9 protein-coding genes are annotated in these 20,199 nt (G+C 56.1%); all 9 read left to right on the top strand.

Annotated features, from left to right (window positions below; translation table 11 throughout):
• Positions 1 to 126: 126 nt before the first annotated feature.
• Entirely contained in the window at positions 127 to 3,663 is a 3,537-nt protein-coding gene (locus M2103_RS12580) for an autotransporter outer membrane beta-barrel domain-containing protein (RefSeq protein ID WP_277511005.1), read from the top strand.
• A gap of 65 nt (positions 3,664 to 3,728) precedes the next feature.
• A complete protein-coding gene (locus M2103_RS12575; protein WP_277511004.1) occupies positions 3,729 to 6,821 on the top strand; it encodes a TonB-dependent receptor in 3,093 nt (1,030 codons plus the stop codon).
• A gap of 276 nt (positions 6,822 to 7,097) precedes the next feature.
• Positions 7,098 to 8,306, top strand: a complete 1,209-nt coding sequence (locus M2103_RS12570) for a glycoside hydrolase family 99-like domain-containing protein (protein WP_277511003.1) — start codon at positions 7,098 to 7,100, stop codon at positions 8,304 to 8,306.
• 119 nt (positions 8,307 to 8,425) lie between these two features.
• The gene (locus M2103_RS12565; protein ID WP_277511001.1) at positions 8,426 to 9,505 is read left to right on the top strand and encodes an aldose epimerase family protein; all 1,080 of its coding nucleotides are present in this window, start codon (positions 8,426 to 8,428) and stop codon (positions 9,503 to 9,505) included.
• A 101-nt stretch (positions 9,506 to 9,606) separates the two neighbouring features.
• Positions 9,607 to 11,118, top strand: a complete 1,512-nt coding sequence (locus M2103_RS12560; RefSeq protein WP_277510999.1) for a sulfatase — start codon at positions 9,607 to 9,609, stop codon at positions 11,116 to 11,118.
• Positions 11,119 to 11,317: 199 nt separating this feature from the next.
• Entirely contained in the window at positions 11,318 to 14,014 is a 2,697-nt protein-coding gene (locus tag M2103_RS12555; RefSeq protein ID WP_277510998.1) for a glycosyl hydrolase 115 family protein, read from the top strand.
• A 124-nt stretch (positions 14,015 to 14,138) separates the two neighbouring features.
• Entirely contained in the window at positions 14,139 to 18,032 is a 3,894-nt protein-coding gene (locus M2103_RS12550; protein WP_277510997.1) for a glycosyl hydrolase 115 family protein, read from the top strand.
• Positions 18,033 to 18,040: 8 nt separating this feature from the next.
• Positions 18,041 to 19,081 (top strand): uroporphyrinogen decarboxylase family protein, encoded by a 1,041-nt coding sequence (locus M2103_RS12545; RefSeq protein WP_277510996.1) that lies wholly within the window; start codon positions 18,041 to 18,043, stop codon positions 19,079 to 19,081.
• Between the two features lie 618 nt (positions 19,082 to 19,699).
• A partial coding sequence (locus M2103_RS12540; protein ID WP_277510994.1) for a DDE-type integrase/transposase/recombinase occupies positions 19,700 to 20,199 on the top strand: 500 nt, incomplete at its 3' end.

Raw genomic sequence — 20,199 nt, 5'->3', positions numbered from 1 at the left:
CCACTGTTAATGGATGACGACACAAGCAATATTGTATTCAGTGGCACTTTGCTATCGCTATCCTCTCCTTCGGGCAACTTCAGCACCCAAGATCTTTCCCGCCTCATACTTGATCAACAGATTTATGTGAACGGGACTGCAAGCGATTCGCTTTCAGTGGGAGGCGAGTTCAAGCAAAACGGTGAGGCTGTTGGGAATTTGTTGTATGGATACAGTTTGGCTGCGGACTCGAAGGGCGTCTATCTCAACGCCGGACTTGCGGGCATCGAAGTCTTGGATGGCAAGACGCTCATGCTTTCCGGTGACACCACCGATGTGGCGGGCGCAAATGAAATAAGCCTTCGGCTTACCGGCTCGGGCAATATCGATGTCAATGCCACGAACTCCATTATCATCTCGAATCGGAGCAATACCGTGTCCGGCATGACCAGTATCAACAGCGGCACGCTCTTGCTCACGGGCAATCTCCCCGGAGATGTGACGATCAACCCCGGCACGACCCTGCAAATAGGCGAGAACTCCGCATCGGGCGAGATCGGCGGCTCGCTCATTCACAACGGCACTCTCCTCCTAAGGCGCACCAGCGGCACCTTTGCGGCAAACATTTCCGGCTCCGGCCAGGTGGTTCTCGATCACGGAAGCAATGTCTGGTTAAGCGGTTCGAACTCGCATACCGGTGGAGTTCATTTTGGCGGCCCTGCGGCCAGTTTCTATATTGGTTCCGCGCATGCCCTTGGAAGCGGCACACTGAGCATTGCGCCTGCGGCTGCAAATACACGAATCGACGTTTGGATGCGGCCAAAGGAGGATGCCAACTATACTGTTGATAATCCCTTTGTTTGGACGGCCACCAACTCGCGTTTTATCGTGCGCATGCGCGAACTGACAAACGAGTTTGCCTTTGGCAACGCCGCCGAGTCCACGTTCCAGGGCATCTTTATCGCCCAGCGGGGCACCTATCAAATGAACGGTGACACCGCCGCCATACTCGCCAACGCGGCCTCGATTCGCTTCGACAAGGGCAGCACGATCATTCTCGGTTCCAGCGGCACAACCATTCTCAGGGATGTGCAGTTCTCCCACACCACTCCGGCCGCGAGTGAAGCTGTCGTGGGCAATGATCCCTATGCCAAAGTTGTTCTCGACGCCGATTTTTCAAATCCGGACAGCCCGGAGATACTGAGCAATTTTATTATAACGGAAAGGTTGAATGTGGGCACCAATACTCGCATCCAACTCAACCATACCGGGGCCATTCCCGTGCCTGAGTTCACCCTGCCGGTGTTCGGTTCGAATATTCTTGGCGTGGACGATGAGTTGAATCGCGATGGATTTTTTACCAAACTCATCTCCATTGAGCCTGGCGCCGTGTTGACAGGCGCTGCCAACTGGCTTGCGGACATGATACTCCTCGACGCGGCTGGTGACCGAATTAATGCCTCCAATAATTTCGATTTCATGCAGGACGGCGACAAAATCGGCACTGGTTATGTCAACTATTTCGTCGGCCAGCAGTCGGACGGGCTTTATATGAACTACGGTTTCGCCTCGCTCGAAATTGACGGGGGCAAGACGCTTGTTCTCTCCGGCGACACACCGGAGGACAACAGCTTTGTCGCCATGCTCACCGGCGAGGGCAATGTGGATGTCCACGCCACCGACTCAATCAAACTCGGCACCTACTACGGGGAAAGCACCCTCACCGGCACTGTCACGCTTCACACCGGCACGCTTGGGTTTGTCACGCCCGGCGCGCTCAGCCCCGCCTCCCATCTTGAACTCGCGCCCGACACAGGCATGGATTTTAATTTCACCAATCAGACAGTCGGCACGCTCAACGCGCCCGGCTCCACCACGATCAACCTCCACGCGGGCCGGTTTACCATTGCCGGCAGCGGCACGCTCGACTCGACGATTTTCGGCACCGGCATCATCACTGTCGGCGCCAACGCAACCCTCGATGTTGGCGGCAACAACCCTGATCTCGACGCCAACTGGGTCGCCGCTCCCAACGCTCGGCTCACCTTCCATTCCGCCGGCGCGGCGGGCATCGGGCGCGTTTCCGGTTCGAATGCCACCAGTGTGATCACGGTGCAGGACGTTTCCGGGGGCGAATTTAATGCGGAGGTCACGGGCGGCGGAGCCTTCACCATCGCCTCGTCCACGATTGCCATGACCAAGGGTGTGACAATCGGCACTTTCAACGTCACCGCGTCGGATGTCACGGTCAGGCACGTCAACGGCCTCAACGCCTCCTCGATCGCCGCGATTAGCGACTCAATCATCCGCATCGACACGGACAGCCATATTCGCGCCAACACGCTGCGTCTCAACAATTCCAGCATCGCCTTTGTGCCGCAGGCCAACGGCAGCTTCGGCAACCTTCTTGTCACCAGCCTGGAGAGCTCCGGCACCACCTTGGTGAAAATGAACGCCGACCTCACCAAGGCCGGCGCGGGCGACAGCATCATCATCACCGACAATGTTGTCGGCGCCTATGTCCTCGACATTACCAATGTCGCTCCCGGCAACCGGGGCGACGATGGCGTTGCCCTCCGGGTCGTGCGCACTCCGGACGAATCCGGGCTCTCGCGATTCACCCTCAAGGACGGTTATCTCGAAGCCGGTGTTTTCACCTACGAGCTCATTCAGGGCGATGCGTCGAACGGCGCGTTTGTGATGAACGATCCCAATAGTTATTACCTTGCCGTCGCCGGTGCCAGTCCCCTCACGCGCACTGCCCAGGCGGTGCTGAGCACCGCCGCCATCGCCGGCGCGGAATGGCACTACAAACTCGACTCGCTCAGCCAGCGCATGGGCGATCTGCGCCGTGAAATCGAAGCCGCGGGCAAGGATCGTTTCTACAATACATGGCTTCGTTCCAGCTCATACAAACTCAAGGCCGGGCGCGAACTCAGCGGCGCTTCGTTCGATGAGAATGTTTACAACTTCACTTTTGGCGCCGACGTGGGCCGTCGTCTCGGTTCCGGCGCGGCCACGCTCATGCTGGGCGTTTACGGCGATGTCGGTTATGTTGACCGCGACTTCGACAATCGCAGCACGGGCAAGACCAACAGCTTTGGCGGCGGCCTTTACGTCACTTGGCTACACCAGCGCGGCTGGTATGCGGACCTCGCGTTCAAGGCCGACACGCAGCAAAACAAATTCACAGCGCACGCCCTCGACAACAGCGAGGCGCGCGGCGACTACACTGGAAAAACAATGGGGGTTTCGTTCGAGATCGGCCGCAAAATCAAACTCGGCCGCGTCTGGTGGATAGAGCCCGGCGTGCAGGTGGCGTCGGCCACCTTCTTCAAGAGCAATTACGAAACCGACAATGGCATTCAGGTGCGCATTGCCGAAAATGACGCCGTGCAGTATCGCGCCCAAGCCCGGATCGGTCGTGAGAATATAAACGGACGTTTCCAGCCCTACGGACGCATCGCCTACGCGCGCTGCCGGAGCGGGTCGCTGGATGTCACCGCCGACGGGCTCGTGCTCGCGTCGGATCTCGATTTTGACGACACCCGCTATGAGTTGGGAATCGGTGCCTCCTTCCTGTTTAATCAAAGGAGCCAGCTCTACATGGAATACGAATACGCGACCGCCAGCCACTACGACCGCCCCTGGGCCGTCAACATCGGCTTCCGCCGTTTCTGGTAAAAATTAGCCCGCTCAATCTGATCCCATCCCAAGATTCGGAATTCAAAACCCACACTTCCACTCCCATGCAAACCCTCCGACTTCCTCTCATCTGTCTTTTGCTTTCAGTCCTTCAGCCCCTCCTTTCCCCGGCTCTTTTCGCCGCCCCGGAGGCGGATGCCACGGGTCGCATCGAAGGCCGTGTCTATCTGCCGTCGGCCGATCGTTATCTGGAAAACGCTCTTGTTCGCGTCGAGGGCACTAATTTCACCACGTTCACGGATGCCATTGGCGTTTACCAGTTCGCCAATGTCCCCGCTGGCACGGTTAAAATCACGGCGAGTTTTTCCGGATTTCCTCCGCGCACCACGACCACGACTGTGCGCCCGGGCGAGACCACCCAGGCCGACATCAATATCATGCAAACCGCGCCACGCTCCGGCATGACGGAGGATGAAGTGGTTAAACTCGAGCGTTTTGTCGTCAATGCCGACCGCTACGAGACGGGCGCGGCACTCGCCCGCAACGAACAGCGTTTTTCCGTTGATATGCGCACCGTGGTTTCCGCCGATGAGTTTGGCGAAAACCCCTCCGGCAACATTGGCGAACTCATGAAGCACCTGCCCGGCGTGAGCATTGTCAGCTCCAACGGCGAGCCTCGCGCAATTTCTATCGATGGTGTGAGCGCGGATCATGTGCCCATCACCTTCGATGGATTCAGTCTCGCCAATGCTTCGTCGGGTTCGTCGGGAACCCGTCAGGTTGAGCTTGAGGGAGTCGCGATGAGCAGCATGTCCCGCATAGAAATCCGTTTTTCACCCACCCCCGAGGCAGAGGGACGCGCGCTCGCTGGCAGCGTCAATTTTGTGCCGCGCAGCGCCTTTGAGTATTCCAAGCCGCGGTTCGCGGTGAAGACCTATATGATTTTCGATGCCGATAACATGACGTTGAACAAGACGCCCGGCCCCTGGTTTAGCCCCACCCGAAAAACAGGACCCAGCGTGGAATTCTCATATACCAATCCCGTGAACAAACAATTCGGTTTCACCGTTGCCGGCAATCGTTCCATCTATTCTAACGCGAAGGAATTCCAGCGCACTTACTGGCGCGGTTCGTCGGATTCCGCGGGCATTGCTCATTTCCCGCTCACAGACGTCAATAATCCGTATCTCTCGCGCATAGACTTGGAGCAGGGGTGCTCGCTTAATGAGCGGATCGGCTTTTCATTCACTGCCGATTGGCGCATCACCGCGCATGACCGCCTTTCAGTCGCCTTCCAATACGGCTACCAGGATATCAAGTTCAACAACCGCACCCTCATTGTGGCTATCCAGGATTTCGACGCATCCAATCCCGGCATCCTCAGTCCGTATTATTCCGAGGGTGGCGGCTATGTCAGGCAGAACCAAATGGCCCGGCGCAAGACCAACACCACCTACATGCCCACGATCACCTGGCGCCATAACGGCCCCGTGTGGAAAATAAACGTCGGCCTCGCCTATTCCCACGCCACCAGCCACTACAACGACATCCCCTACGGCTTTTTTTATTCAGCCAATGCGGACCGCGGCAATGTGAAGGTCATCTTTGACCAGATGCAATACGACGGCCCGCGCGGCATCACGATCACCGACCTTGGCGGAACCAACGCCCCCATCGATCCCTACTCGCTCGACGATCTTTCCATCACCAATGTTTACTCCCGAGGCAACGACGCCCATGAGAAAATCACCAATGGTTATGCCGATGTGAGTCGTAGCTTTATGCTCGGATCCTCGTCCTTGTTTGTGAAAGCGGGTTATAATTACAAGCAGCTTACGCGTGAGCGCGACAATATCAGCAGCCTGGACTGGATTTATCTTGGCGCGGACGGCAAGGCCAGCGGCCCGGGCAACGACACCACCACGGGCATTATGAATCCGCCCGCCTCGTCCGACGATGGCGCGAAAATATTCCTCGACGAGAGCTTCTCCACCACGTCGGTTGGCTTTGGCCATCCAAACATCGAATGGGTTGACTTGTCGGAATTGTATCAAATGTATGATATCAATCCGGGCTATTTTCAAAGCCAGGACAACAGCGACAATATCACGCTATTATACAAGGTCACGGAAACAATAAACTCCGCCTACCTCCGCTCCGATTTGTATTTGTTCGGCAATCGCCTGCAAATCGTCGGCGGTGTTCGCATGGAGCGCACCGATATCGAGGGGCAGGGACCCCTGCGCACGAACATAGGCGGGCGCATGCAGTGGGTCGCCTACGGCGCGCAGTCCGATGTCAGTTATACGCACTGGTTTCCGCGCGTCAACCTGACATGGGAGATCACGCCGGGGCGCACGCTTCTCGCCCGCGCCGCCTACTTCGAGTCCATCGGGCGCCCGCGTTGGGACCAGTATGTGGGCCAGCTCACCATGCCCGACCGCAGCTCGGGGGGAAGCAATACCAGCAACCGGTTTGGCATGAAAAATGCCGAGATCGAACCCTGGACATCCAAGACTTTCAGCGCGGGGCTGGAATACTATTTTGCGCGCAACGGTTCGCTGTCCGCGCGCGTTTATAATCGTGAAATCGACAAGTTTTTCATTACCACGGTCGAGCCGGTGTCCTCGGCTTTGCTGGAAAGCTACGGCCTGGATCCCCTTGAATACGACGGTTATTACATTTCCACGCAGAAGAACAGTTCCGAGCCGGCGACAGTCAAGGGGCTTACGTTTGACTACAAGCAGTCACTCACGTTTCTGCCGAAATGGGCGCGGGGTGTTTCAGTTTATGCCAACGCCACATTCCAGACAATGTCCGGCCCGGGACAGGAAAACCTTGTGGATGCCAACGGAGCCTACAGGCCAAGAATGTATAAGGCCGGCATCACCTACGCCCGTAAAAAATTCTCGGCGCGCTTTAGCTGGCGGCACTTTGGCCGGACAAAAGTAGGCATAAACACAAGCACGAATGTCCCAGATGGCACCTACACCTATCTTGTGGAATCCGACTATTTCGACGCCAGCTTTGAATACAGGCTCGGTAAATACACATTCTATTGCACGCTCGAAAACATCACGGGCGAGCCTCAGCGAAACACCGAAATATACGGCCCGAACACGCCGAAAATAGCCCGCCTGCGCTATATGGAGGACTTCGCGGCGCGCTATACTTTCGGCGTCAAGGCGGTGTTCTAGTCGGACGGCTCGCAAATCAGTATAAACAAATAACGCGTGCAAACGGGCAATTTGCATGCGCGCGTTTTTGATTTCAGTAAAATATAAGATTATTTCCCTATGATGAAAAATCATTCTGTAAGAGCCCTTTCGAGGGGCATGAAAATAATTAATTGCAAAAGACATATAATCATCGCTTTTGCGGCTCTAGTTTGCGCAGGTTTGCCTGCTGCCGACGCACCGCTTGGCGTTTCGCCCGAGATGAAGACTGCGGCAGCGCGGACAGAGGTGGCGCGATTGCCGGACGATCTCAATAAATTGGCCGGCGACGTGGCGCTCCTCAAAAAACCGGATAACCTTACGGTTGCCTGCTATGTTTTTCCAAATTACCATCCTTCCGCCATTCATGACAAACTATACGCCCCGGGTTGGACCGAGTATAACCTGATCCGCTCCGCCCGCCCTTGGTTCGACGGCCACGCGCAGCCGCGCACGCCGCTTCTCGGGGAACTCGATGAAAGCAAGCCGTCAACTTGGGAAAAATACAACCAGCTCGCCAAACAGCACGGTATTGATGTGTATATATGGGATTGGTATTGGTATGACGGCGAACCGGCGCTGCACGAGGCTCTCGAAAACGGATTTTTGCGCGCCTCGAATGCAAACGACGTGAAGTTTGCCTGCATGTGGACCAATCACCCATGGTATATATTATATCCCACACTCCAGACGAACGGACGCCGCGCTTACCCGCCCAGCCACCGTCCGCCTGACAAGACTGTTGAGGAGTGCTGGCGCAGCCTTTCGTATATGATTTCCCGTTATTTCCACATGTCCAACTACTGGCGCATTGATGGCAAGCCGGTTCTTTGCATTTGGGATCCCAACAGTCTTGAAAAAAGCATCGGTCTGCCGGCGGTGAAAAAACTTTTCGCCGAATTGCGCGACTATGCGCGCAAGCTCGGGCATCCCGGCATTCACATTCATTCGTCGGGATTCTATTCGCCCAACAGCGTCGAGGCGGGTTACGACACCGCCGGATCGTATAATCCCCTCGATTGGATGTCGCGTCGTTATCAGTCGAAGAACCAGGAGCTTTGTGACTACGGCGTCGCTGCCGCGGATGTGGCCTTCAAACTCTGGCCCGAGCATAAACGCGACTTCAAGGTGCCCTACATTCCCGCGCTTGCGCCGGGGTGGGATTCCACGCCGCGCTACATCGCCCCTCCGTCCCGTCCTGAAAAGCCGAACCGAGACGCATGGCCGGCCTGCACGATTTTCAAAAACGAAAGCCCCGCAGCCTTCAAGGCGTTCGTGCAGGCGTCCTTCGCCTATCTTAACCGAAATCCCGAGGTGCCGCGCATTATTACAATTGCCTGTTTTAACGAATGGTCGGAGGGGCATTATCTCCTTCCCGACAATCGTTTTGGCTACGGAATGCTTGACGCGCTTGCCGAAGCCTTGGAAATCAAGAATACCCACAATCAGCATGGGGGAGGAAGGTGAGTCCGCGACAACTCTGAACTCTTATTATGAAACTGTGTAATTTGCGCCTTTCGGCCGTCCTTGTTTTTGTCGTGATTGTCCCGGTTTGTTTCCTTTCCGCGTCCGCCTCTTCGATTACCATGGCGTCATTCGGCGCGCTGCGGGACGGACGCGCGGCGCATCTCTACACGCTTGCCAATAACAACGGCGCCAAGGTCGCCATCACCAATTACGGCGGCATTGTTGTGCGTGTTATTGTTCCAGACCGCGATGGAAATTTCGCTGATGTTGTGCTCGGCTACAACGACGTTTCCGACTACATAAAAGCCTCGCCATATTTTGGCGCGCTCATCGGTCGCTATGGTAATCGCATCGCAAAAGGCGAGTTCACGCTCGACGGGCAGACTTACAAACTCAACACGAACAACGCGCCCGGCGGTCTTCCGTGCGCGCTTCATGGCGGTAAGGCGGGCTTTGACAAAGTGCTGTGGGACGCCTCGCCTGTCATCGAAAAAGACACCGCGGGCTTGCAGCTTCGTTATGTGAGCAAGGACGGCGAGGAAGGGTATCCGGGAAACCTCGACGTGACGGTCACTTATTGGCTTACTGACAAGAATGAGTTGCGCATTGAATATGCCGCCACGACTGACAAGGCCACGCCGGTCAACCTCACCAACCATTCCTATTTTAATCTTCGCGGTGAGGGCGTCGGCACGATCCTCAACCACATGCTCACGCTCAACGCCTCGCACTACACGCCCGTTGACAAGGGGCTGATTCCCACCGGGCAGGTCGCGCCGGTTGCCGGCACGCCTTTCGATTTCACCAAGCCGCGCGCCATCGGCGAGCGGGTCGATGCCGATGACGAACAAATCAAATTCGGCGGCGGTTACGACCATAACTTCATCATCGACCGGCCGGCGGGCTTCGTCGCCAATCTCAGCTCTCCGCTCCTGAAGGCCGCCGAGGTTTACGAGCCCGTTTCGGGGCGCGTGCTGGAGGTGTTTACGGGAGAGCCGGCGGTTCAGTTCTATTGCGGCAATTTCCTCGACGGGAAAAATGTCGGCAAAAGCAAAGTCGCCTATGAAAAGCGCGCCGGCTTCTGCCTTGAGACGCAACACTCACCGGACTCGCCAAACCAATCCGGATTCCCGTGCACGATTCTTCGCCCGGGCGAGCGTTACGATACTGTCACGGTCTACCGTTTCTCCGCGCGGTGAACGGTGCGCGTTTTTTTAATGAAACCAACGACTCTAAAACATGATCGCACCGGGGACGCTGTTTTTTTATCAACTGTTCGCATTCGTTAAACATTTCCGTCATGTTGCCATTTCCATTCGCCCGCACCGTATTGATCCTGCTGTTTTCCGTTGGCCTGCGACTGGCGGCGCTCGCCGTCGTCACGCCCGCTTCCGCTTCGCATCCGAACGTGCTTTTCATAGCGGTTGACGACTTGCCCAACGAGCTCGGCTGCCTCGGCGCCTCCCACGCGCGGACTCCGCAAATTGATGCCTTTGCCGAGACGGCGCGTGTGTTCAAAAACCACTACGTGCAGGTGCCCACCTGCGGCGCCTCACGGTGCGCGCTTATGACCGGCCTTTATCCGCGGCGCGGCATTCACATCAGCAATAACGCCATGCGCGCCACACATGACGATTACGGGACGCGCACACTGCCCGCATGGTTTCGCCAGCACGGTTACCGGACATTTGCGCTCGGGAAAATCACGCACTATCCCGGCGGACGTTCCGGAAAGGACTGGGCCGAGGGACCGGAGGAAATGCCCGGCGCATGGGATCGCTGCTGGCTCCCCGAGACCCCGTGGAAGACGCCGGCGGCAATCATGCACGGTTACGCAAACGGTCAACGCCGTGTCCCCGGGAAATCCGCGCCGCTCGAATGTTTTGACGGTCCCGATTCCGCGTATCCCGACCACTGGATTGCCGGGGAAGCTGTCGCCACGCTTCGATCTTTGCGCAATGATGGAGGAAAAAACAAACCGTGGTTTTTTGCCGTTGGTTTTTTTAAGCCCCATCTTCCATTTGCCGCGCCGAAACGCTGGTTTGACTTGCACGCTTCGCAACAAATTCCGCCTCCCGCCGCCACCGCCCGCCCACCCGAGCCGTCCGGCTGGCATCGTAGTCGCGAGTTTTTTGGCAATTACAAAGATGCGCAAAATCGCAATCCCAACCGTGACGCCGCCTATGCGCTTGATATCCGCCGCGCCCACGCCGCTTCCGTCAGCTACGTCGATGCCCAGGTTGGACGTGTCCTCGATGAGATCAAAAAGCTCGGTTTGGATCGCGATACCATCGTCATACTCTGGGGGGACAACGGTTTTCTGCTCGGCGAGCATGCCATCTGGGGCAAGCACACGCTTTACGAAAACGCTGTCCGCACTCCGCTTATGATACGTGTGCCGGGTCAGTCAAACCCGGGCGCAAAAACCGGTGCGACTGTGGAGACGGTCGATCTTTTTCCGACGCTTGCCGATCTCTGCGCGCTTCCCATGCCTGAAAATCTCAACGGACGCAGCCTGCGCAAGCACATCGACAACCCCGCCGCGCCATCCGTGAAGCCCGCCATTAGTTATTGGAGCGAGGGACAGCGAGCGATTCGAACTGACCGGTGGCGGCTCGTCACGCACCCCTCGAAGGCCCCCGCCGTTGAGGGATCGCTCGAACTTTTCGACATGATTTCCGACCCCGGCGAAACGACCAACATTGCCAAGAGTAATCCCTCTGTTGTAACGGACTTGCTTGGCCAGCTGGCCCGTGTTCCAGAAATTCCGCGGAAATCCAAATCACCCGCCAAAAATGATGTTCAGAAATAAAAGCCGCATCTTGGCGGCGTTCCTTGCCGCTCTCGCACCAATCTTTTGCACGCAGTCCAGTGCGCGCGAGTTTCCGCTTGTCACTGCAAAAACGAGTGCGGTGATTTGCGTCGATTCGGCTGATTATGAAGTCGTCCGCAAGGTGGCCGCCCTTTTCGCCGGCGATGTGGAAAATGTGACCGCGACAAAACCCGCCGTAGTGGAAAGTCTCCCCCCGGATGTGACGCATATAATCATTGCCGGAACCGTGGAGAAAAACGCGCATATCCGCCGACTGGCCTCGTCTGGCAAACTCGACCTTTCGCCCATTCTGGGGAAATGGGAACAATATATAATACAGCAAATAGACGCGCCTTTCCCGGAGACCGCGCCGCATGTGAAAACCGCGCTCGTCATTGCAGGCAGCGATCGCCGCGCCGTCGCCTACGGCCTGTTTTTCATCTCGGAACGCATTGGCGTGTCCCCTTGGTATTGGTGGGCGGATGTGCCCGTGAAAAAACAAAGCGAGATTGCACTCGATATAAACAAAACCGTTTCCAAGGCGCCGTCCGTAAAGTATCGGGGCATTTTTATCAACGACGAGGATTGGGGGCTTAAACCCTGGGCCTCGAAAACATACGATCCCGAACTCGGCGATATCGGCCCGAAAACGTATGCGAAAATCTGCGAGCTGCTTCTGCGGCTCAAGGCCAACTACCTTTGCCCCGCCATGCACTCCTGCACTGGCGCGTTTAACAAGTATCCCGACAACAAGGTCGTCGCGGATTCCTACGCCATCGTCATGGGCTCCGTCCATTGCGAGCCGCTTCTCTATAACAACGCATCGGAGTGGGACCGGAAAACCATGGGGGTATGGAATTACGCGACCAACAAGGAAAACATAAACAAGGTTCTTCGCCGGCGTGTTAACGAAAACGGGCGCTATGAAAATGTATACACGCTCGCCATGCGGGGCATCCACGATTCGGTCATGGCCGGCAATCTCACCCTTGCCCAGCAGGCCCGCCTCCTGGAAAAAGTTTTTGATGACCAGCGCGGCATACTTTCAAGCACGCTTGGACGGCCCGCCTCCGAAATTCCCCAGGCATTCACGCCATACAAGGAGGTTCTCGAAACCTATGAGCACGGATTAAGGCTCCCGGACGATGTCACCATTATCTGGGGCGACGACGATTTCGGCTACATGAAGCGCCTCAGCAACCCGGACGAGCAAAAACGCCCGGGCCGGGCCGGCGTTTATTATCATCTTTCATACTGGGGCCCGCCCAGGCATTTTCTTTGGATAAACACCACTCCTCCCGCGCTAATGTATAACGAGTTGAAAAAAGCGCACGACACCACCGCCGACCGCGTCTGGCTGGCCAACGTGGGCGACATCAAGCCCGCCGAATACGCCATCTCCCTTTTCATGGATATGGCCTGGGACATCCACAGCTTCAATCCGCAAAATATAATCGAGCATCCTGTTGATTTTCTCTGCAAAATATTCAGTGAAAGGCATCGCGCTGATTTCAACGATATTATAAAAACCTATTACCATCTCGCATTCATCCGCAAACCGGAATACATGGAAAAGTCTGGCGACACCGAGTTTTCCATCGTTCATAGTCGCGAGGCCGACCTGCGTCTTGCCGCCTATGCCCGCATCGCGCAAAAGTCCGCCGCCATACTAAAGTCACTCCCCCCGGATGAGGTCCCCGCGTATTTCCAGCTTGTGCATTATCCCGTTTGCGGTTCGGCGATGGCTAATGAAATTTCACTACTCGCTCAAAAAAACCGGTTGTATTCCGCGCAACAACGCGCTTCTGCCCGCGCAATAAAGGAGCGGGTGTTGCAACGCTGCGCGGATTTGCAGGCGCTCACCAAGGAGTATAACACGCTTCTCAACGGCAAATGGAATGGCATGATGTCACTCGTCCACGGCGGCGCGCGTTCTTTCGAGATTCCTCGTCTTGCCACTCCAAAGCTCGACGCTGTCCCGAGGCTGGGCGTGGCGGCGGAGGGCATGGATTATAATCTCGGAACTCCTCGCCCGCACACTCTTCCGGCTTTCAGCAAGTATCTGGAAAAAGCATATTATATTGATATTTACAACAAGGGAACCGGAACCCTCGAGTGGAATGCCACGCCGTCCGCTTCCTGGATAATATTAAGCAAGACCTCCGGTGCGACGACTGACGAGGCTCGCGTCGAGGTTTCCATTGACTGGAGAGCCGCTCCGCGGGGGACTGATGTCCTCGGCTCCATAAAAATCAGCGCCACCTCCGGCGGGGAGCAGACCGTCACCGTCCCCCTCTTTAATCCCGCCGCGCCCGAGGCTGATGAATTGAAAGGGCTTTACGTCGAGGACAACGGGCAGGTCAGCATCAGCGCGGACGGGTTTCACCGGAAGATTGAGGATGATGATATTAAATTCACAATAAAAGAGGGCCTTGGCACCGACAATAGGGTGCTGCAACTTGGCGAGCCCCTGGCTGTGCCGAAATATCTGGACAGTCTCGTGCTCACTTCCAATTACGTCGCGCCCGCCCGCCGCAACTATCCGCGCGTCGAATATGATTTTTACACATTTCACGCGGGTCAGGTGGATGTCTATACTCACATGATCCCCGTCTTCCCCCTCAATTCCAGCCACGGCACGCGTTATGGAGTGATGGTGGACAACAGCCCCGTCTATTTGCCCGAGTCCGGCGCTCCCTATTACAGCACGCCCTGGATACAGAGCATCCTGCGCAACAATCGCATCAATAAAACCACGCACTACCTGTCCTCGCCGGGCAAGCACACGCTTAAAATATACTGCGCCCATCCCGGCGCGATGTTGCAAAAGGTAGTAATCGACTGCGGTGGAATGAAGCGCACCTATGCCGGCCCCCCGCCGACACTCGCCCGCTGACTGATTTGCATATTAAAATATCATGACACGAATTAAATACGCCTTAATTCTGACCGTCCTCGCATGGCAGGCCTCTGTTGCTTGCGCGCAGCCGGAGACAATGCCGCGGGACGCAATCTCCTTTGTGTTGGTTCGCCCTGAGGCCCGATGCGTGATTGTTCACGACAAGAACGACGCTGTGCTCGTGGGAAAAGCGGCCCAACTCTTTGCGGACGATGTCAAGCGTGTCACTGGTAAAACAATAAAGGTCGAGCCTTCGCCGGCTAAACTTTCCGAAAATAGTGTTGTTATTGGAAGCATCGGCTCCAGCAGTCGCATAGACCGCTGGATATCCGAGGGCAGGCTTGATGTCTCCGCCATACGCGGCAAGTGGGAGTGCTATCTAATACAGGTGCTGCGCAACCCCGAACCGGGTGTCGAGAGAGCGCTTGTCATTGTGGGCAGCGACCGCCGCGGCACGGCTTACGGTGTTTTTGATGTTTCCGAAAGGATCGGGGTGTCGCCCTGGTATTGGTGGGCCGATGTGCCTTGCAAAAAACGCGATGAGTTAGTCCTGGAAATAAAGCGCGCTGTGTCGCGCCCGCCATCCGTCAAATACCGGGGTATTTTTATAAACGACGAGGACTGGGGGCTGCTTCGTTGGGCGAAGATGACTTTCGAGCCAGAGCGAAAAAACATAGGCCCCAAAACCTATGAAAAAGTTTGCGAACTGCTGCTCCGCCTCAAGGCAAACTATCTCTGCCCCGCAATGCACGAGGCGTCCACCGCGTTCAATAAAATTCCGGAGAACAAGGTTATCGCCGACACCTATGGCATAGTCATGGGCTCGGTCCATTGCGAACCGCTTTTGTTCAATAATGCCTCGGAGTGGGACAGGAAGACCATGGGGGAATGGGATTTTGTGAAAAACCGGGATGCTATAAACCGGGTGCTTCGCAGGCGCGTCGAGGAAAACGGAAAATATGAAAATGTCTATACACTTGCCTTGCGCGGCTTGCATGACCGCGCCATGAGCGGTAGTAACAACATGGCGGAACGCGTGCGCATCATGCAGGGCGCTCTCGCGGATCAACGCCAAATTCTGTCCGATGAGCTCAAGCGGCCCCTCACGGAAATCCCGCAGGCGTTTACCCCCTACAAAGAGGTGCTTGATGTTTACTCCAGCGGCCTGCAACTGCCCGACGATGTCACCATTGTCTGGCCCGATGACAATTACGGCTACATGAAGCGCCTCAGCAACCCAGGGGAGCAAAAACGCTCCGGACGCTCTGGCGTGTATTATCATGTGTCATATCTCGGCAAGCCGCACGACTATCTCTGGATGGCATCGACACCGCCCGCGCTCATGTTTTCGGAGTTGCGGAAGGCTTACGACACCACCGCCGACCGGATATGGCTGCTGAATGTCGGTGATATCAAATCATGCGAATCCGCCATGACGCTGTTTCTTGAAATGGCATATGATATAAACGCATTCAATTACGAGAACATAGACTCGTGGAACGCCAGATGGCTCGCAAGCATGTTCGGGAAGAAATATTACAAGGACCTGTTTGATATAACCACCACATTTTATCGTTTGGCATTCGCGCGCCGCCCCGAATTAATGGGCTGGGGATATGAATGGAATTCCAACCAGCATCCCAGCGAACGAACCACCGACACGGATTTCTCGTTCACTAATTACCGTGAGGCTGAGCGGCGGCTTGCCGATTGTGACCGCATGGCCAGGCTTGCGGAGCGTCTCATGCTGGAGTTGCCCGAGGATGCAAAGCCGGCGTTTTTTCAACTTGTATATCATCCCATCCGGGGGGCGGAGCTTATGAATAAGATGCATCTCACCGCGCAAAAAAACCGATGGTATGCCGCTCAAGGGCGCGCAGCGACCAACTCGCTGCGTGATGAGGCGAAACAATGCCATGACGGACTTGTCGCCATTACCAAGCAATACAATGAACTGCTCGGCGGCAAATGGAACGGCATCATGTCGTTGCGCATGGGCGGGCCGACTTCATATTATAAACAGCCTCCAACGGATTCGCTCACTTTGCCCGAGCGCGAATCTTTTGGCATTCAAGTGGAGGGCGGCGACGCGCCACTGGGCTCCCGCAGTTATCATGCTTTGCCTTCTTTCAATCCTTTTTTGAAGCGCTCATATTATTTCGACATATACAATAAAAGCGCGCAACCGATTGACTGGAGCTTGTCCACTTCCGCGCCGTGGATTGTGATTGATAAAACACGGGGACGGACGGCCGCGGAGGAGCGTGTCCACGTGTCGATCGACTGGGGCGTGGTTCCGCGTGGCGACGATGTGTTGGGCGCTGTTAACATTTCCGCCGGCGGGGAGATCAAGCAGGTGCTTGTCTCCGTGTTCAATCCGAGGGTGCCTTCGCTGGACGAGATTGCCGGTCTTTATGTGGAGGACAACGGTTGTGTCTCGATTCCAGCCGCGGGGTTTCACCGCAAGACGGAGAATGCCAAGGTTAAGATGCGCATTATCCCTAATCTTGGCTTTGAGGATGTTTCCGTGCAGCTTGGCGATCCGACGGCTCCAAGGCATGGCGCCGCCAATTTGAAAAGTCCGGGACTTGAATATGATTTTTATACATTTCATCACGGGTCGGTTGATGTTTACACTTATGCACTTCCTACCTTCCCCCTCTATTCCGATACCGGTTTTGCCGGCCATGAATCCACAAACATACAAACCCGCTTTGGGATCTGCATAGACAATGGCGCCGTGCTGACGCCCACGTCCTCGTCATTTGAGTATGCCAAGGATTGGTATGAAAATGTGCTTCGCAACTGCGCCATTAAGAAGACAACCCTGCACATATCCAAGCCCGGCAGGCACACGCTCCGTGTGATTTGCGGCGATCCCGGCATTGTGCTCCAAAAAATTGTAATAGATTTGGGAGGGATGAAGCGCGCCTACATGGGGCCGCCCTCCACAAGGGTTGAAATCAACACCCCCTCGCCCGTGACCTACAAAAATCCGCTTGCGGTAAAGTTTGGAGACCCGTTTGTCCTGAAGGCTTCCAATGGAAAGTATTACATGTATGGCACTACCGATCATGAGAAAGGGTTTCGCGCATGTGTCTCCGACGACCTTTTGCATTGGAAGGAATTGGGGCGCGTTTACGAAGGGGCGTTGCCCGGTTCATGGACGGTGAAGGACTTTTGGGCTCCCGAAGTTTACGAAATCGATGGGAAGTATTATATGCTTTTCAGTGCCGACTGGAAGGATAACCCGAACAACGAAAAGGAAAACTTTCGCATTGGCGTGGCCGTTGCCGACAGACCGGAGGGACCGTTCAGGGATTTGATGAACCGTCCGATTTTCGACCCGGGATATCCTATTATTGATGCAAATTTGTATTTTGAGGGTGGGCGCGTCTATTTATATTATTCACGTTGTTGTTATAAAAATCCTGTGGCGAGCGAGATTTCTGATTGGGCGCGGAGGAACGGTTATTTCGAAGAAATTGAGGAGAGCTGGGTTTATGGTGTTGAAATCAAGCCCGATTTTTCCGGTATCATTGGCAGCCCCAAGCTTCTTCTGCGACCACCCGAGCGACTGGATGACAAGCAGGCCGAATGGGAAAGCCGCTCCGTCACCTCGCGCGAAGTCAACCGCCGATGGACCGAGGGATCGTTTATATTCAAGAAAAACGGCACTTATTACATGATGTATTCGGCCAATTATTACGGCGGCCAAAACTACGCCGTCGGTTATGCCACATCGGACAACCCGCTCGGCCCGTTCAAGAAGGCCGACAATAATCCCGTGCTCCAGAAAAACACCAACACTGGCGGCGACGTCACCGGCACCGGCCACAACATGGTTTTCACGCATGCCAACGGCACCCTGTATTGTGTGTATCACGGACGCACCAAGAAAAGCAGGGAGCGGGTGGTCTTTATCGACAGAATGGAAATATTGCCAGATGGGAAGCTCATCGTCCACGGCCCCACAACCACGGAGCAAGCAATCAAATCCAGCGCCCGCGAATAATACAGCTTATGACACCCGCTCAATGGAACACCTTCAAACGCGCCGCGCGCGGCGAAAAACTCGACGCCATTCCGATGGCGCTCATCATCGACAGCCCGTGGATTCCCGGCTACCTCGGCATCAACCACATGGATTTTTATCTGAACCCGGAATTGTGGTTTGAGTCGCACCTGAAAATCCATCGCGAATTTCCCGACATCATGTTCGTCCCGCCCTGGTGGATGGAATACGGCATGGCCGCCGAGCCGTCCGTCCTCGGCGCGAAAATACAATTCTTCCCCGGCAACACGCCAAGCGACCAGCACATGCTCGCGCGCATTGAGGACATCGACAACCTCCCCGCCTACGACGTGGAGCACGACTCGTTCATGGCAATGACGCTGCACCGCATGCGCATGCACCGGCAGCGAATCCTCGACGCCGGGCACACGCTCCCGCTCGCCGTCACGCGCGGCCCGGTGTGCACGGCGAGCTTCGTGCGCGGCGTCACCGAGCTCATGATGGACCTCGTCGAAAACCCCGACTACGCGCACAAGCTCCTCGACCTGTGCACGCGCATGACAATCGACTGGCTAAAAGCGCAAGTCTCGGCACTTGGCCCGACCGTCGAGGGATTCCTGCTGCTCGACGACATCGTCGGTTTCGTGAACGAGGAGCACTACATGGAATTCTGTCACCCATATTTGAAACGCATCTGCGACGCATTCCCGAAGGACTGGATAAAAATCTATCACAACGACGCCTCCATAGAAAAATGTCTGGAGCACCTGCCCGACGTCGGTTTTCACGTGCTCAACTGGGGCAAGCACACGGACATCGCGGATGTAAAACGCCGCGTCGGCAACCGCCTCTGCCTGATGGGCAACGTAAACCCGCTCGAAATCATGGCGAAAGGAGCACCCGAGCAAGTGCGCGCGGCGACGCTGGACGTGCTGGAAAAAAGCCGCGGCGAAAACATAATCCTCTCCGTGGGCGGCGGAACCAGCCCCGGCACCCCGCGTGAAAATATATTGGCGATGCAAGCCGCGCTCGCCGAATACAACGCATAATCCATGCCCGATTTGCGATGCTCTCTATAGGTAAATGTGCACTGTGTGTGATAAGCTGATAAATTGAGGTTACCCCTGATTAGTGGACAGGAGGTGCAGGCATAACCACAAAAGAAACATGCCAAAACAAAACCAGCCTACGCGCCGGAATTCAAAAACGAGGTGCTCGCCTATCAGACGAGCACGGGAACGAGCCTCAGGCTCACCGCCGAGCACTTTGGTATTTCGACCAACGGCTTGAGGGCATGGCGGCGACGGGCTCAGGCGCGGCTTGGCGCGCCTGAGCCGCGAAAACCGCGCGTTGCAAATGCGCTGCGAGATACTAAAAAAACGGTGGCCATCTTCAACGACCCGTCCGCGAACGCTATGCCCTGATAAAACACGTAAAAAACGATTATCCAATATTGGTGCTGTGCGAGATACTGAGCGTTTCGCCGGCTACTATGCGTGGGAAAACGGCTCGCGGAACCGGCGCGCCGGCAAAACCCGTGTTGCGCGCCTGATGCGCGAGGACAATCTGCGGGGCCGCCAGCGCGGACGCTACCGGCCCCGCACGACCCAAAGCGCCCACGGTGGCCCCATATCGCCCCAAACCGGCTTGCCTGCTCCGCCGCGCCCGTGACGTGCGACCAGGTGTGGCGCACTGACATCACCTATCTGGAAACCGCGGAAGGCTGGCTCTATCTGGCGGTTGTCATCGACGCGCACAGCAGGCGCATCATGGGCTGCGCATTCAGCGCGTCGCTGGCGACCGACTTTGCCATCGTCGCATTGCAAATGGCCATATTGCGCCGGGGCGGCAAATGCGCGTCCGGGCTCATATTGCATTCCGATCGCGGCGTCCAATACGCGAGCGAACGCTTTCGCGCGCAACTGGCCGCGCACGACATCCTCGCGTCCATGAGCCGTCGCGGCAACTGTTACGGCAACGCCCAGAACGAGTCGTTTTTCTCGACCTTGAAGATCGAGCTGGTTTATCCTAAAAAGGAAAATGAAAAAGAGAGCCAGGCGGGGGTAAATGAGGTAAGAGCAGGGAGATGGAAACGCCAGCGCCCCCGATTTGCGCTCACCCTGCGGGTGAGCCCTCAAATAACCGTGCAAGTGCCGCCTACCCGCCG

It is taken from the genome of Ereboglobus sp. PH5-5 (assembly GCF_029504805.1).
Taxonomy (GTDB): domain Bacteria; phylum Verrucomicrobiota; class Verrucomicrobiia; order Opitutales; family Opitutaceae; genus Ereboglobus.
Note: the sequence above shows the minus strand (reverse complement) of the source record. Positions and strands in the feature narration are given on the sequence as shown.